Here is a 16,898-nt window from a genome sequence, read left to right as displayed (position 1 = left end):
TTTTTTTTTTTTAAAATTATAATAAATAAATCTGTTAACTAGAAACCGGCATTTCCTGCTGGAAGGTAAGGACAATAAATTCAGCCGGACGTACAATGGCTACTTTAACGGTTACATTCATAAATCCGTTCAAAATATCATCAGGAGTCATGGTCGTGCCTAAACCGCATTCTACCGAATAGGCATCGGCTGCTGTAGCGCCCATTAATCCACCTTCTTTCCAAATGCTGTTCAAGAAACTGCTGATCATTGATTTAACGGCTTCCCATGTATTTTTTGTGTTAGGCTGAAAAACATAAGAATGTGCCGCCAGCTTACACGATTGCTCCAGCATAATCATGGTTCTTCTTACCGAAAGGTATCTCCAATCCTGGCTATTGCCATCCAATGTTCTCGCGCCCCATACCAGGATACCAATCCCGTTAAAAAAGCGGATGGCATTGATCGATTTACCCGAAACAGGATCGACGTTAAGGTTGCTCTGCTGGGTTTCTGACAGGTTGATGGGTAAAGATACGGCACCAACGATTGATGTATTGGCAGGAGATTGCCATACACCTTCCTGATTATCAACAGTAGTCATTACCCCTGCCATGCCCGAACTTGACGGAAGGATATTGGCCAGTACAAGTACGTTTTTAATAATGGTGGCATATACTTTACTGGCATTGATTAGCGCATTGTTATATTGCGTTACGGTTAACGGCGCCCCCGGAGGATTTTCGATATTACGGAGAATGGTAGCTGCTGTAGGGTTAGGATTTGAAGGCGGATTAAGTAAAGGATCTAACTGTTTAACATCACCACCAAAAAGGTTGGTATAATTAATATCGGTACTTTCCATAATGGTGGTACCAATAAACGGATAATATGCGGTGCCATAATTCAGTCCCTGTTCACCAGTACCTCCTCTAAAAACATCAATATCAGTGGAGTAAGTTAAAGGATCTGGATTACGGCCACCAATTAAATCGAATATAGAAATGGCTGTTTGCATGGCTTCACTTTGTGCCAGCATACTTTGCATCAGGCTAGCGTTTTCTTCTACAGATAACAAAGTAGCTTCAGGGCAAATGTACATGGTAGGTTCCTGCTCATTAAGCAAAAGGTAAAGGCCACTTTGTAACTGCGATAGGGATACATTCGGGTTTACAATCTGTTGTCCAACGCCCATAGGCTGTGCAGATGGAGGGCCATAAGTGCCTACTGATACGATATAAGCCTCGCCACCTCCATTTTGATAAAATAGCTCAATACTGTTATACATATAGTAAATGGTATTGGGATCGGGTAAAATGGCATAATACAAGCCATTAATGATCATGTAATCGCGGTTGGCTGGCTGGCTTTTTTGCTGTACCAGGTAATACTCAGGGCTATATTGTATCGCCGGGCTTGCTGGTGGTGCAGGATTGGGATAACAGTAAATAGCCTGAAACTCGGCAAAAGAAGTAATTCGATGTGCCACATTGGTATAAGACACCCCATTATACTCGGCCTGTGGCGTATAACCTATAAATGCCGATACCGCCGTAGCCACGGAGACTACCGTGTTGGGAAAGGCATTTTGCTCATTGATGTAAACACCGGGAGACTTAATGTTTGACTCAATCATAACTTATTTTTAGCTGTTATTGGTTTATAAAGTAGTGTGTAATGGATAATTGTATCGGGATGATAATCTAAAATTAGACATCTTGTATTAAATAACAGAAATATATCCATATACTTTTCATATACATCAATTCTGATTGGGAAATAAGGCGTAGACAAATCGTTGACTGGGAAGATAAGTTTTCTCGTACAATCTGTCATCCTGAAGGATAATTTATGGTATAAAAAAATATTAGTGACGTTGTCCATCCGCACAGTCTTTCCTCGGCTACCTATGGAAAATCGGTACAGGTCCGCCGCCGCCGATGAGCTCTTTCTTTTTGTTGCCAAAAAGACCAGCGTAGCTAGCTTGAACACCATTAAAAAAATAGGAATAAGCGAAAAAACAAAAACCACCGGCTGAAAATTTATTCATTTTTTGAGGAATCAACAACTGTACGGTTAGTGGCCCGATTTCATTAAGCACATTTTGGTTATTACGAAAAGATAAATTAACCAGATCGGGTTTCATTGAGCCTAATATGCCCGCTAAACCTCTAGCCATGGTTGCAGAAACAATATGATAAGTAAAAGTTATGGTTTGTTTTAGTTTATCCAGCAGGGTTAAAAAACCGGATGTATCGTTGTAGCCTGCAACTATTACTTTTTCTTTTAACATGTTATTGTTTGGTTGATTAGGAAGCCAGCGCACACGCCGCCTATACAACTTCTGGTTGTATCAAATATCAGCAAAAGAATTAGAAATAAAAATATAGATAAGGGAGGTATTTTCACCTTTTTGTGATGGGGTAAAATACGCAAAACACTTAACAAAACGACGTAATGCATTGATTAACGAACATTAAGAGCCCTTTTAATTAAAAAAACATTTCTTTTTTCAGACTGCCATAGGGTTGTCAGTGGCGCTTATTTTCTTTGTAATAGAAAATACAATTGATACCATGAAACAACTGTCTGTAATTACATCTGTCATATTCTTATTGGTAAGTATTTTTCTACAGATGGGCAATTACAATGAAAGGAAAGAAAAAATGAAATTGAACGCCGGTTTTATCACCTCAAAGCTAAAAGAGAGCAAAGTTTTTTATAGCGAAGTATTGGGTTTTGAACTTACATTTGAAAATGATTTTTATGTGTTGATGCACACACCCGATGGTCAGACTGAAATTAGTTTTTTGCTCCCCAATCATGCTACCCAACAACCTGTATTTCATAAGGCTTATGCCGGTTTTGGTGCTTACCTCACCCTTGAAGTTGCCGATGTAGATGATTTTTATCAAAAGCTAAAGAAAAAAAATGTAAAAATTAGTTTTTCAATCCGTGATGAAGCATGGGGAGACCGGCATTTTGCCATCGAAGATCCGAATGGTTTGGGAATTGATATTGTAACTTATAAAAAACCCGATTAATTATTTAATGCTTAAAAAAATCTATCCACCATTACCGTTGTGGATCTTTAGCGGCAATTAAACCTGTTTCATACGTCGCTTTTTGCCGGCAGCCGAATTGATCAGCATCATCTCCAAATCATGATTATGCTGATCGAAAATCATCATCATGATGCAGAACTGAAGGTTAATTTTAACTAGTTTTGGTTCGATAAAAAAACTTTATTCTCCCTGCTTTATGAAAAATAAATTCATTCTTTATTTCCTTCTTTTTCCGCTCGCTGTATTTTCGCAAAACGTACAGGAACCTACCGATACCCAAAAAGAATGGTCGGCCCCCTATGCCCCATTCCGCATTGTTGGCAATATTTATTATGTGGGCACTTACGATCTGGCCTGTTACCTTATTACCACTTCAAAAGGGAATATCTTAATTAATACCGGCCTAAGCTCATCAGCTGGGCAAATTAAAAAAAACGTAACCAGTTTGGGCTTTAATTTCAAGGATATCAAGATTTTATTAACCACACAGGCACATTACGACCATTTGGGCGCTATGGCAGAAATTAAAAAACTTACCGGCGCAAAAATGATGGTTGATGAAAAAGATGCAGAAGTGATGAAAAATGGCGGCCGTACTGATTATGCCCTCGGTGGTGGAAAAACCACTTTTGCTCCCATCATGCCAGACCGTTTGTTAAAAGACGGAGACCAGATCCAGCTTGGAAATACCAGCATTGTGATGCTTCACCATCCAGGACATACCAAAGGTTCGTGTAGTTTTCTGCTTAAAACCGAAGATGACAAAAAGGAGTATTCAGTGCTGATTGCCAATATGCCCAGTATTGTAACCGAAAAAAAGTTTTCTGAAATACCAGCCTATCCGAATATTGAAAAGGATTATGCCTATACTTTCGGTTCGCTTAAAAAATTATCGTTTGATATCTGGCTTTCCTCGCACGCCAGTCAGTTTGATCTTCATAAAAAACACAAACCTGCCGACAAATATAACCCTGCCGCTTTTATAGACCGTAAAGGTTATGATCTGGTATTGAAAAACCTGGAACAAGATTTTAATAAAAAAATCAGCAAGGAATAATGATCAGTTTTACCTAATGTCTGGTTTTTCTTAAATTTGAATCAGGAAAGCAGACAAAGACATCATCGCATTTTATCCATGGAGTTTACAGAAACAAAACCCTGCGCAGCATTATCACCCTTTATCCATGCTTTTTGGGAACTGAAGGGCGATAAAAATGACAGCCAATGGGAACGAAACTTTCCTGACGGTTGCTCCGGACTGGTGATTAACCTGGGCGAAAGCTGTAAAACAGATAACGGTACCCATGCTATGGAATATGGTAAAACTTATGCTGTTGGTGCAATGACTTCCTTTAATGAGAGTTTTATTGAAAACGGTACGCATTTATTGGGTGTATGTTTAAAGCCGGCGGCTTTTTCAAACTTTTACCACTACGCACCGCAAAATGAACTGATTAACAGTACCGTTGAATTTGACCGGGCACTTTCGTTTAATACCGAAAAAATAACCGAAAATCCAATGGCTTACCTCAACCAGTTTTACAGCAACAGGATAGGAAAAACGGATGCGCAAATACAAGCGGTGATCACCGATATCCACCAGGCTAAAGGCCAAACCGGCATTTATGAAATTGCCAGACGAAACTGCACTACCATCAGGCAGCTGGAACGGAAATTTAAAACACATGTAGGCATAACACCGAAAGAATATTCAAATATCGTTCGTTTTCAGCATGCATTATCCATCATCAAAAATCCGGGTCAGAAACGCAGTTTACTTGAAATTGCTTTTGAATGCGGTTTTTATGACCACTCGCACCTGAGCAACGAAATCAAAAGAAATACGGGATTAGCACCTTCACAACTTTGATTTTGTCGCATTTTTCCAAAGTATGGTTAACAGCCTGTTTGTAATTTTGCTTAAAAGAAATGGATATGAAAAAAGTAATTTTAAACCTCGCCGTTACCCTCGATGGTTTTATAGAGGGACCAAACGGAGAGATTGATTGGTGTATCATGGATGATGATATGAATTTTGATGCCTTTATTGAAAGTATCGACACCATGTTTTATGGCAGGATAAGTTATGATGCCTGGGGAAATTTTAAACCTGAAGAAAATACACCTCCTGCGGAGAAAATGATGTGGCAGGCTATACATACTAAGAATAAATTTGTTTTTTCGGGTCAGGAAAGGCAAAATGAAAAAGCCATTTTTATTACTTCTGATATCGCAGGCAAAGTAGCAGAAATTAAAAAACAAAAGGGTAAGGATATCTGGTTATACGGAGGCGCAAAACTGATTAAAACCTTTATTGATTTAAAACTGATTGATATTTACAAAATATCGGTACACCCGATAGTATTGGGTAGCGGAAAGCCATTATTTGAAGATTTGAAAGAACGGATCGGGTTAAAATTAACAGGCACAAGGGTATTCAAATCAGGTGTGGTAGAGCTTACTTACCAACCTTTAACTACTTTGTAAACGCCAGCAGGCTAAAAGATAACCTGGGGATAATATCCCCAGGATTATCGGAGTGTGCACACCCCTGTCGTATGAGAGCAACCGGGGCTAGACCAAATAAAGCACACTGTAAGGCTATTTTTCCAATAAGGCAAAAGCACACCAGAGGTAAGGTGATTGGCCGTGAGAATCGCCTACATTACGCGGACGATCATAATAATATTGTTTATCATTTTTCTTATTTGTTCCCACACAAACTTCGGCAACATCGCCTTTTTCATTAATGTAGGGCACCAAAGCCAGCCAGGCTTTACGTGCAACCGCAGCATATTCCTGTTTATCCAGCCAGCCATTTTTTACGCCGCTGATCAAAGCATAAGTAAACATGGCCGATCCTGAGGTTTCTGCCCAACAATCGGGTTCATCGATTAGCTGGTTCCACATGCCTGTGGGTGTTTGATAACTTTTCAGACTCTTCATCATGGTTTCGTAGCCTTTCAAAATCCGCGGGCGCTCTTTACTGTCTTTAGGCAGCAAACGTAAAAGCTCTGTCATGCCGGCAGCCATCCAGCCATTGCCACGGCCCCAATAAAATGGCACATCGGGTGCATGGTAAAAAAGCCCGTTCGGACGTTGTAATTCATCCAGGTATAATACCATTTCTTTAGCAGCACGATCAATATATTTCCGCTCGCCGGTTGCTTTATAAGCTTTTGCCTGAACGATGGTAATCATATACATATCGTCAATCCATAAACGGGTTTGCCACGAAAAACCTTTATCAGCCCAGTCCTTTTGTTTTGCATCTGCGTTTTGCGGAACCGCCCATTGCGTATCAGCGTAAGGTATGCCCAGTTCGAAATACTTTTTATCTTTGGTAATCTGATACAACTCCAATGGCAGGCTCCCGAACATATTCAAATCAACATGGTTCATGATGGGCAATAATTCTTTCTCCTGTGTAGTGAGTTTTTCAAAACGTTCTTCTAAAAGCGATAAGAGTTTTTTGTCTTTGGTTATTGCAGCATATTTAAGCGCTCCTGTCCAATTGAAAGTTTCGGGATAACTGATCCATTTTCCGGCGTGAAGCATGTGTTTTTTATCTAAAAAGCGGTAAGCAATACGTTTTCCAACTTCTTTTGGACCAAAACCTTCCGGAAAATCTTTTAGCAGCTTATCCTGGGCAAACAAGTGCTGACAAAGGATGAAGAGCACAAGCAGGGTGAGTAATTTTTTATACATATTGGTTTATCATTTGGTTAAAAGTTATTTCACCGGAAAAGTTTTTCCTTTAAAAAAATATAGTCAGAAACCACATTCAGCATGGTTTGATAGTAAACATTTTTATTTAAGCCTGCTCCGCTAAAGCAAACCACATGGCCTATTTCAGTTTCTATTTCTGAAAAAACCAATTTAAAATCAGGAGAATAAAGCCAGCCGTGTAAGCCCGGATCAAGCTGATCAATGTGGCAGTCAATATCATAAGCCCTGGGCGATAAACCGGTAAATTTCAGGCTGTACGCTACTGATAGCTCCACGATTCCGTAACCCAAAAGATCAATCAGCACATCTACCTTTTTAACCGATTTTTCGATTATTTCTTCCATGTTATGACCTTTAGCGTTGAGTATTTTGATATAATAAAGTCTGTATAGCGATTAATATCCCGGATTTTGTGCCAGTTTTGCACCATTATTACGCTCAATTTCTGAGGCCGGAACCGGCCAAAGGTTATAGGTGGTTAAAACGTCATTATAATAAGGGTTGCATTTTTTTACGCGGTCGTAAACCAAACCCAGCCTCATCAAAGTGATCCTTCTTTTTTCTTCAGAACCCAGTTCGCGCATGCGTTCATCCAGAATGTAATCAATATTTACGTTTGCCGGCAATACAGCTGATGCATTAGACCTGCTACGTACCGCATTGATATCTGCTGCTGCCTTATCCAGCTGGTTTAAACCTAAATAAGCTTCAGCCCTTAACAGATAGGTTTCGGCCAGCCTGAACATATATTGATCGGCGTAAGTACCACCGGCACTTGCCTTAAGCAAAAGCTGCGATTTATCCTGGAACATGCCATCCGGGTGATCACCTGGAGTGGTCACTTTTGACTGGAAGGGATAAAAATCTCTTCTGGGCACGGTTATTCCTGCTGGCGGGTTGATGGTTGATATGGTTTCGCCAAAACGGGGATGGGCAGGATTGGTTACTTTAAACTCGCGTACAAAGTTAAAAGGAGCATTTCTGAGGTCGTTATTAAAATCGCTTTGCCAGATGACGTCCGAAAAATATTTGGTTGGTATGGCCCAGCCAATCCCCCTACCACCGGTATAATCGCTAACGGGATACAAAAATGGCTGTACACCACTCCCGGCAAGTCTGAAATTAAGAAATTGTGGGGCAAAATGCCTTTCCATCTGATAGGATCCGGCAATTCCTGTTGATACCGTCCCGCCACCCGGAACATCGGTTTCGAACTGTATTACCCAAAGCGCCTCTCTATTGATTCCGTTTTTACGATTCTGATTTCCTCTTTGAAAAAGATCCCAATACACATTTTTAGTGGCATCGGTTGATTTCACACCAAACCTGGTGGTCATTAAACCTACATTGGGGTTACCAATTACACTCGTAGCAGCATCTGCAGCATTTTGAAATTGCCCTGCAGCAAGGTACACTTCCGATAAAAGATGATAAGCGGCAAGGTTGTTTACTTCCCCATCCTGCACGGCATTAATGCCTGGCAGGTTTGTAGCAGCAAATTTGAGATCGCTGATGGCCTGCTCCAAAACTGCAGTTTTAGGGGCCCTTACATAGTCGGTTTTAGGGTTAACCGCTTCGGTGATATTTAAGGGAACCCCTCCGTATAAATAGGCCAAAGTACGGTAGGCCATTCCCCTGAAAAATTTCGCCCTCGCTTCCATCAGTATTTTTTCGGGAGCAGTGAGTGCAGAGGCCGGAATACGGTCAATAATGGTGTTCGATTCTGCCACGATTTTGTATAACGAAGTCCAGTGGATCAGAGGGATTTCGGTGCTTAAAGGAGAATAGGCAGCAATCATATTGGTGTGCCTTGTGGTAGCCGGCTGACCATCAAAAACCAAATCACAGCCGAATACATAATCAAAGGGACGTTGTTCACCACTGTTGTAAAATTCGCTTCTTATGCGGTTATATTGGTTATTCAAGGCTGCTTCGTAGTCTTTCGCCGTGATATAAGCATTATCGGTTGTTAAAAAATCTAGCGGCTTTTCGTCCAGGAAATCCCTTTTACAAGAGAAACTCAGAACGGTAACTGCAGCTATAATGGTAAGGGTTATTTTTTTCATCACTTTTAGTTTAAAATGTAACATTAAGACCTACTGAGTAGCCTTTAAAAACAGGTCTGCCATCATTGGTCAGTCCCTGATTGGTTTCCGGGTCCCAGCCTTCCCAGTTGGTCCAGGTGGCCAGGTTTCTTCCGCTAACAAATAGATTTAAATTCTGCAGTTTCATCTTTTCGATCAGTTTTCCACTGAATTTATAAGAAAGTGATACATCCTGTAAGCGCACAAAACTCCGGTTCTGAAAAAGCGGTGGATTTAATGTAGCCGAAACAAATGACCGTGGGTATTTTCCGTTTGGATTATCGGGCGACCAAAAGTCTATCCCACTCAGGTAATTGTTCCTCACGGCATTATCATCCCTGATTACCCTTGGCGTATTGCCCGAGAGGTAAGATTTTTCACCCCCCTGCACAGCATTAAAGAAAATACTCAGGGTGAAATTTTTATACTGGAAATTGTTGAGCAAACTTACCCGGTAAGCCGGTGCAGATGATCCTAAAATTGCCCTGTCGTTAGCGTTGATTACGCCATCACCATTCTGATCTACAATGCGGTAAGTACCCGGCGAATAACCGGTCGGGATTTTTTCGCCCACCTGGTAAATTCCGTTTACCTGATAATCATAAATTACCGCGGTTGGCTGGCCGATAAAAAGTCCGCTTTGCGGCAGGTCATCTTCTACACCGTCGCCATTCAGATCACCTAAAAGTTTTACAATTTTATTGGTATTACGGGCAAAGCTCAGGGTAGAATTCCACTGAAATCCGCCACTATTGATGTTTTTTGAGTTTAAAGAAAGCTCAATACCTTTGTTGTTCAGCTGTCCGATATTGGTGAGAATGTTATTAAAACCCGTTATTACCGGAATATTAACCGAATAAAGCAGATCAGTGGTTTTGGTGTTATAATACTCTACTACCCCTGATAACCTGTTTTTAAGGATACTGAATTCAAGACCGAGGTTGGCACCTGTGGTACGCTCCCATCTTAAATCGGGGTTGGGAAGTGTATTAACCTGCTGCCCCAATTGGGTTGAACCGCCATCGCCAAAAACATACGAAGCCCCTACACCAACAGCGGCCAGTGAAGAATAACGCGAGGTTTGATTTCCGGCCACCCCATAACCTACCCTCAGCTTCAGGTTATCGATCCAGTTGACTTTGAAAAACGACTCTTTTGAAATATCCCAGCCCACGGATAGGGATGGAAAAATGCCATATTTATTATTTTCGGCAAAACCAGAAAAACCATCTCTCCTTAGCGTACCCGTAAACAGGTATTTACTTTCGTAATTATAATTTAAGCGCAACATCTGGTAGTTCAAAGACTCTTTCCAGGCGTTTGAGATGGCAAACCGGTTGGTTCCCTGCTGTAAATTATCGTAACCCAGTGTTAACCGCGAAAAACCGGTAGAATATGCCCTGGTATAGCTATTTTCGCGTTCGCTGGCCCCATAAAGTAAAGTTGCCGTTAAACTGTGTTTGCCTATGGTTTTATTATACGTTAACAGGTTATCGAAGGTATAATCGTAATAGGTTGTATTTTCTTTCGAAGCCTGACCGGTAAGGTTGGCATCGTAAAGGTTCGAAATATTTTTCAGGTCGATACGGTAATTGTTGCCGAAACTTATTCTGTAACTAAGGCCTTTTATAGGTAGTTGCACATTGGCATAAACATTGGCAAAGAAATAATTGTGGCGATCGTAATCATTTGCCTCATAGTTTAGAAAGGGATTAACCAAATTGGTGGCAAAAGGATTAATTTTATAGTTTCCGTTATTATCCCATGGTAAAATCAATGGCGACATCAGGTTGATATCTGTAAAGTTTGGCTCTACGCCATCTTCATTGGTAAAGGTTCCGAAGGATTGCAAACCGATGGTGAGCCAGTTCGTTGCTTTACTTTCGATGTTGGCCCTGATGGTTTTTCTTTTAAAAAGGTCGTTTTGGATGAAACCGGAGTTTTTGGTCAGGCTTCCTGATAAAAGATAGGTAATCTTATCGCTTCCACCGGATACACTGAGCTGATTATCGATAATAGAACCCGTTCTGGTGGCCTCATCATACCAGCTAAAATCGTTTGGCAACAAGTTTCCCTGTGCATCTTTCATGGATGCATCTACCCTCGAAACCAGATCGAATGCAGGGTTTGGCCGGGTAAAATCGGGTGCCAGAAAGGCCTGATCATAATATAAATATTTCACATGGTCCAAATATTCATCCCTGCCCATGGGTTTTAAATCAATATTGGGTTTTTGGGTAGCATATTGTGTTGAAAAGGATATTTTAGTCTGCCCGATAGCACCTTTTTTACTGGTGATCAAAATTACCCCGTTTGCCGCCTGTGCACCATATACTGCTGTAGAGCTGGCATCTTTTAACACATCAATAGAGGCAATATCATCAGGATTGATTGATGTTAACGACCCATTGTACTGTACGCCATCTAAAATAATCAGCGCGTTCTGATTACCGCCCAAAGTATTCTGCCCCCTTATACTGATGCTTGGTGTTGCACCGGCCCGGTTAACCTGCCCCACATTTAACCCCGGCACGGTTCCCTGCAAAAGGCTGGCTACGTTTGTAGTGGGTGCATTTCTAAAATCATCGAGATTTGCCCTCACCACCGATCCAGTTACATCAGCCTTTTTTTGTGTTCCGTAACCCACCACCACAACCTCATCCAGGTTAGCTTGCGAAGATTTTAACACCACATTGATGTTTTTAAGGTTGCCAACCGTTACTTCCTGCACATCATATCCGATATAAGTGAACAACAAAACGGTTTGCTCATGAGCTACGCTTATTTTATAAATGCCGTTTTCATCGGTTACGGCTGTTGCGGTTCCATTTTTTACTTTAACCGAAACACCTGGTATGGGCGATTTTGTTTGCTCATCGGTTACTTTACCTGTTATAACGATATCAACCTGGTGAATAGCTGCAAACAAAAGTTCTTTATTCAACGCTTCAGTTATACCGGCATTATTGGCAGCGTTTGCCCTGGTGGAAAAGGCCAATATCACAACCTGCAAAAAAGTTACAGCTATAATTCTTTTGGGTAGAACTCTATATTTCATATTTGGTTAAATTATTGGGTACAGGAAACTTTATATAGTTAAATCGGCATGGGGTGACTAAGCAGCATTTTGCCAAGCGGTGATGCGGTATTTTTATATTTGGTTTCCTGATATCAAAGTAAAAAAATGCTGTTTACAAAAACTGTTCATTCCTTTGTCGTTTTATCTCAAATTGATATTGACCCATAAAAAATAATAAACAGCAAAGGCAGGATGCTGCCGGAGCAATTTGCTTAAGGTTATTATTGGGTTAGCTGTAAACCAAAGTAAAAGAATGGTTGCCATAAAATTTGTTCATCTTTTTGTCGATTTGTCTCAAAGCAGCTCCTTAAAAAATTACAAACAACTGATAATCAGGAGTTAAAAAACAACCGGTATCAAACAAAATCATGGTGGGTTAAAATATAGATTATACCACAATCCGATTTAATATATTTGGTATTACTTGAATATGCGTTTTGTATTATTTTTCTTGCTGTTAAGCCCTTTTTTTGCCGTTTTTAACTGCGAAGGGCAATCTCATTATTTTAAGCAGTACCAGGCAGATGATGGCTTGGCGCATAATTCGGTAAATACCATTATACAGGATAAAAAAGGCATGATCTGGATTGGTACCCGGGGAGGTTTAAACCGCTTTGATGGTTATACCTTTAAAACCTTTAAAAACGAAAAAAACAAATTCGGCAATATTGGTAACAACATTATTGTTAGCCTTGCAGAAGATAAAAAAGGGATGCTGTGGGTGGGTACCGGCCGTGGTGTTTTTAAATACGATCCTTATAAAGAAGTATTTACCTCCCTTGATTCTACCCTGCAAAAGTACATTAACTATATTGTGGTAGACCATCAAAACAACCTCTATTTTTTAGCCAACAGAGAACTTTTCAAATACATCCAGGAAGATAACCGCGTCATCAACCTTAAAATAAGTGCGGCCTGCATTGCCATTGATGAGCATGGCAACATTGTAATTGGTAATGATAACGGAGAACTGGTAACCTACAACCCTCAGGATGGATCTAAAACCAGTGTCAGCATTATCGGCCGGAATGTACCTTCAAATCTGCGGTCGATTAGTAAAATTTTTCCTGCGGGCAATAACAATATATTGGTGGGCTGTTTTAAACGTGGTTTAAAGAGTTACAACACCAAAACGGGCATTATCAAATCACTGATCCTTAAAAACAGCGATAATACAGATATTTATGTGCGCGATATTACGGCCGGTGAAAATCAGGAATATTGGATTGCCACAGAATCGGGTATTTACATTTACAACCTGGCAACCAACGCCAACAGCAACTTGCGTAAACGGCCAGGAGACCCTTATTCTATTCCGGATAATGCTGTTTATACCGTTTGTAAGGATAATGAGGGCGGTATGTGGGCTGGTACTTATTTTGGCGGACTGAGTTATTTTTCGAAAAATAATGCACGTTTTGAAAAGTATTACCCTTTGCTTGGTACCAATTCCATTTCGGGCAATGCCGTGCGGGAAATTTGCCCTGATAGCCAGGGCAACCTGTGGATTGGTACTGAAGATGCCAGCGTAAATAAATTTAGCCCCAAAACCGGAACTTTCACCAATTACGCCGCCAATGGCAAAGCAGGCAACTTATCCTATCCAAATATTCATGGTTTGTTAGCTTTTGGCAATCAGTTACTGGTAGGTCCGTTTTTGCACGGCATGGAAATCATGGATATTAACACGGGGAAAGTTAGAAACCGTTTTAAAACCATTGGTGAGGAAAATGAAGAAACGAGCGATTTTGTGCTTTCGATCCACCAGGCTAAAGACAGTACCATTTATGTAGGTACCGGTTACAACATGGGATCTGGCTTGTTTATCTTCAATCAAAAGAAAAGAACCTTTAAAAGGGTTAAACAGATCCCGGTAAACTCCTATGTTTATGATATCTGGGAAGACCGGTTTGGTTATATCTGGACGGGCAGTGTATCCCGTGGAGCATTTTATTTCCATCCCAAAACTGGTAAACAGGGTAATATTACGTTTGGCGACAAAATTAAAAACAACATCGTCCGCGAATTTCCGGTATGCGGGATTATGGAAGATAGCAGCCATGCCATGTGGTTTACTACCGAAGGTGGTGGTTTGATCAGGTTAAGTGCCGACAGAAAGGTTTTGAAAAAATTTACCACAGAAAATGGTTTACCCACCAATATCCTGTTCCGTGTGCTCGAAGATAGTTCAAAACATTTATGGATCAGCTCGCTAAAAGGTTTGATTTGTTTTGATATGCGTACGGAGAAATTTAAAATCTACACCAAATCAAACGGTTTAATTACCGATCAATTCAATTTCAGTTCTGCCTATAAAGATCCGAGCGGGCGAATGTATTTCGGATCGGTAAGGGGAATGATTTCTTTTAACCCAAAAGATTTTGAACAAAAAGATACCGCACCACCCACTTTCATTACCGGTTTCCAGATCAATAACAAGGAGGTTTTTCCGAATGTTAAAAATAGCCCGCTCACCAAGTCCATTTCTTATACCGATACCATTGTGTTGGCTCACGATCAGAATAACTTTAGCATCGAATTTGCTGCACTCAATTATTCTTCACCTGAGGTTACCCGATACGAATATGTGATGAATGGGGTAGATCAGGGCACAACTTATCTTAATAACAATAGAAAAGCATATTTTACCGATTTATCGCCGGGTAATTACACTTTTCTGGTCAGGGCAAAAAGTAATGTAGAAAGCTGGACAGGCAAGGAACGTCGTCTTTTTATCAAAATCCTTCCGCCTTTCTGGAAAAGTATTACCGCTTATATTTGCTACTTATTGATGGCTGCAATTGTCCTTTTTCTGGCTATCCGCTATTATCACCGTTATATAGAACATAAAAACCTCAATAAATTGCAGCTTTTCGAACATGAAAAGGAAAAAGAAATATACCAGTCTAAAATTGAATTTTTCACCAATATTGCACATGAGATCCAAACGCCATTAACCTTAATTTTAGGTCCGGTTGAAATGATGCTGGAAGAGGCACAGGAACAGCCGATAAAAAGCAGCCTGCTTATGGTAGAAAAAAATGCAAACCGTTTAGCAAAATTAACCAACCAATTACTCGATTTCCGCAAAACGGAGATGCATCAGTTCGGTTTAAACTTTGTGAATACCAACATTAATAGCTTGCTTAAGGAGCAAATTGATGCTTTTAAACCAGAAGCCCAAAAGAGCAATATCTCACTGGATCTCGAACTGCCTAAAAACAACATCATTGCCTTTGCCGATAGGGAGGCTTTGGTGAAAATCTGCAACAACCTCATTTCAAATGCCATTAAATACGGAACCAGCAAGGTAATGGTACGTTTAACTACATCTCAACAAACAGATGGACAGTTTACCATTACCTTTACCAATGATGGCAGAGGTATTCCGCAACAATACCAGTCGCAGATATTTGAGCCTTTTTTCAGGTTATACGGCAAAGATAAACCGGGAACAGGTATCGGGCTTTCGCTGGCAAAATCGTTAACCGAATTGCACAATGGTTCACTAAAACTAGTGGAGGGTGAAGTGAATAATGTGGTGTTTGCGCTAACTTTACCCATTCACCAAAAATTTGAATTTAAACTGAGTAGTTGGAAAAAGATAAAATAAATATGACCGACAGCATTCTGATTATTGATGACAATGAAGATATTCTGGAGTTTCTGACACAGGTTTTCGGAAACGTTTACAAATTGCATTTGGCAATTAACGGCGAAGTTGCCCAGGAAATTCTGGATAATGAAATCGTAGACCTTATTATTTCGGATATTATGATGCCGGGGATTGACGGATTCGAACTTTGCAGGCTGATTAAATCAAACGTAGAATATTGCCACATCCCGATTATATTGCTCACTTCTAAAAATACTTACAAAGCCCACATAGAAGGCCTGGAAGTTGGTGCAGATCTATATATCAAAAAACCATTTTCGCCACAATTATTGCGGGTTCAGGTGGCCAATCTGCTTCAAAACCGTTTAAAAATTAAGGCCCATTTTGCCAGTTCGCCTTTTGAGGATGTGCGGGTAATGGCAAACTCTAAAACCGAAGAGGCATTTTTAAAAAGGCTGGATGAATATGTACGTAAAAACATTCAGGATCCTTATTTGGATATCGATCAGCTTGCAGAACACATGCACATGAGCCGGCCTACCCTTTACCGGAAAATAAAGGCCATTTCTTCTTTATCGCCAAAAGAACTGATTGATGTTACCCGCCTTAAAAAAGCCACAAAACTGATTGCCCAAAACGAATTTACCTTTTTTGAAATCGCCAAAATGGTTGGTTATAGTTCTCAAAGCCTGTTTAACAAAAATTTTTTAAGGTATTTTAAAGTATCACCGCAGGAATATATGAATTCGTTAAGTAAAGATACAGGCCATGAATGATGGGGCTGGACTTCATCTGTCATCCTGAACACAGTCGCATTGGTTCGTGTCTCCACGAACCACTTTGCTTAACTTATTTTTATGATATTACCGTGGTTAGTCTGTATATAGCTCAAGGCTTTACTTATTGTTCGTGGAGACACGAACCATGGCACAGGTCTAAGGACGCAACCCTGGCTCAAGAATTTATCTGTCATCCTGAACGCTGGTGAAGGATTTTCGTCGCCGTAGTTCGTGTCTCCACGAACCACTTTGCTTAACTTGTTTTTTATGATATTACCGTGGTTAGTCTGTATATGACACAAGGCTTTACTTATTGTTCGTGGAGACACGAACCATGGCACAGGTCTAAGGACGCAACCCTGGCTCAAGAATTTATCTGTCATCCTGAACGCTGGTGAAGGATTTTCGTCGCCGTAGTTCGTGTCTCCACGAACCACTTTGCTTAACTTGTTTTTTATGATATTACCGTGGTTAGTCTGTATATAGCTCAAGGCTTTACTTATTGTTCGTGGGGGTACGAACAATGGCACAGGTCTAAAAACGTAACTCCTGGTTCAAGACTTTATC

12 protein-coding genes are annotated in these 16,898 nt (G+C 40.4%); 6 read left to right on the top strand and 6 right to left on the bottom strand.

Translation table 11 applies throughout. The annotated features are described in order from the left end of the window. Window positions 1–34: 34 nt before the first annotated feature. Both R2R28_RS25810 and R2R28_RS25805 read right to left on the bottom strand, forming a co-directional pair. Window positions 35–1,615, bottom strand: a complete 1,581-nt coding sequence (locus tag R2R28_RS25810; protein ID WP_316828539.1) for a phage tail sheath family protein — start codon at window positions 1,613–1,615, stop codon at window positions 35–37. Window positions 1,616–1,882: 267 nt separating this feature from the next. Continuing rightward, entirely contained in the window at window positions 1,883–2,272 is a 390-nt protein-coding gene (locus R2R28_RS25805) for a hypothetical protein (protein WP_316828538.1), read from the bottom strand. 283 nt (window positions 2,273–2,555) lie between these two features. Here R2R28_RS25805 and R2R28_RS25800 point away from each other — a divergent pair, with 283 nt between their 5' ends. The 4 genes from R2R28_RS25800 (at window position 2,556) to R2R28_RS25785 (ending at window position 5,531) form a co-directional block, all read left to right on the top strand. Beyond that, window positions 2,556–3,023 (top strand): VOC family protein, encoded by a 468-nt coding sequence (locus R2R28_RS25800; RefSeq protein WP_316828537.1) that lies wholly within the window; start codon window positions 2,556–2,558, stop codon window positions 3,021–3,023. A gap of 217 nt (window positions 3,024–3,240) precedes the next feature. Continuing rightward, the gene (gene blaB3PEDO / locus R2R28_RS25795) at window positions 3,241–4,101 is read left to right on the top strand and encodes a PEDO-1 family subclass B3 metallo-beta-lactamase (protein ID WP_316828536.1); all 861 of its coding nucleotides are present in this window, start codon (window positions 3,241–3,243) and stop codon (window positions 4,099–4,101) included. Between the two features lie 78 nt (window positions 4,102–4,179). After that, window positions 4,180–4,914 carry a helix-turn-helix domain-containing protein gene (locus R2R28_RS25790; protein ID WP_316828535.1) on the top strand — a complete coding sequence of 245 codons (735 nt, stop codon included), beginning with the start codon at window positions 4,180–4,182 and terminating at the stop codon, window positions 4,912–4,914. 65 nt (window positions 4,915–4,979) lie between these two features. Further along, a complete protein-coding gene (locus R2R28_RS25785; protein ID WP_316828534.1) occupies window positions 4,980–5,531 on the top strand; it encodes a dihydrofolate reductase family protein in 552 nt (183 codons plus the stop codon). Between the two features lie 114 nt (window positions 5,532–5,645). On the opposite strand, the gene R2R28_RS25780 is transcribed toward R2R28_RS25785, so the two are convergent. Genes R2R28_RS25780 through R2R28_RS25765 form a run of 4 tightly spaced genes read right to left on the bottom strand, consistent with a single transcriptional unit; the run spans window position 5,646 to window position 11,915 of the window. Further along, window positions 5,646–6,752 (bottom strand): glycoside hydrolase family 105 protein, encoded by a 1,107-nt coding sequence (locus tag R2R28_RS25780; protein ID WP_316828533.1) that lies wholly within the window; start codon window positions 6,750–6,752, stop codon window positions 5,646–5,648. Between the two features lie 29 nt (window positions 6,753–6,781). Continuing rightward, window positions 6,782–7,117 carry a hypothetical protein gene (locus R2R28_RS25775; RefSeq protein ID WP_316828532.1) on the bottom strand — a complete coding sequence of 112 codons (336 nt, stop codon included), beginning with the start codon at window positions 7,115–7,117 and terminating at the stop codon, window positions 6,782–6,784. Between the two features lie 51 nt (window positions 7,118–7,168). Beyond that, the gene (locus tag R2R28_RS25770) at window positions 7,169–8,839 is read right to left on the bottom strand and encodes a RagB/SusD family nutrient uptake outer membrane protein (RefSeq protein WP_316828531.1); all 1,671 of its coding nucleotides are present in this window, start codon (window positions 8,837–8,839) and stop codon (window positions 7,169–7,171) included. 10 nt (window positions 8,840–8,849) lie between these two features. Further along, window positions 8,850–11,915 (bottom strand): TonB-dependent receptor, encoded by a 3,066-nt coding sequence (locus R2R28_RS25765; RefSeq protein WP_316828530.1) that lies wholly within the window; start codon window positions 11,913–11,915, stop codon window positions 8,850–8,852. A 451-nt stretch (window positions 11,916–12,366) separates the two neighbouring features. On the opposite strand from R2R28_RS25765, the gene R2R28_RS25760 reads away from it, so the two are divergent. Both R2R28_RS25760 and R2R28_RS25755 read left to right on the top strand, forming a co-directional pair. Beyond that, window positions 12,367–15,549 carry a two-component regulator propeller domain-containing protein gene (locus R2R28_RS25760; protein ID WP_316828529.1) on the top strand — a complete coding sequence of 1,061 codons (3,183 nt, stop codon included), beginning with the start codon at window positions 12,367–12,369 and terminating at the stop codon, window positions 15,547–15,549. Between the two features lie 2 nt (window positions 15,550–15,551). After that, a complete protein-coding gene (locus R2R28_RS25755) occupies window positions 15,552–16,328 on the top strand; it encodes a DNA-binding response regulator (RefSeq protein WP_316828528.1) in 777 nt (258 codons plus the stop codon). The last annotated feature ends 570 nt before the right edge of the window (window positions 16,329–16,898 follow it).

The organism is Pedobacter miscanthi, from assembly GCF_032678605.1.
Taxonomy (GTDB): domain Bacteria; phylum Bacteroidota; class Bacteroidia; order Sphingobacteriales; family Sphingobacteriaceae; genus Pedobacter; species Pedobacter miscanthi_A.
This window is presented reverse-complemented; position numbering and strand designations above follow the sequence as displayed.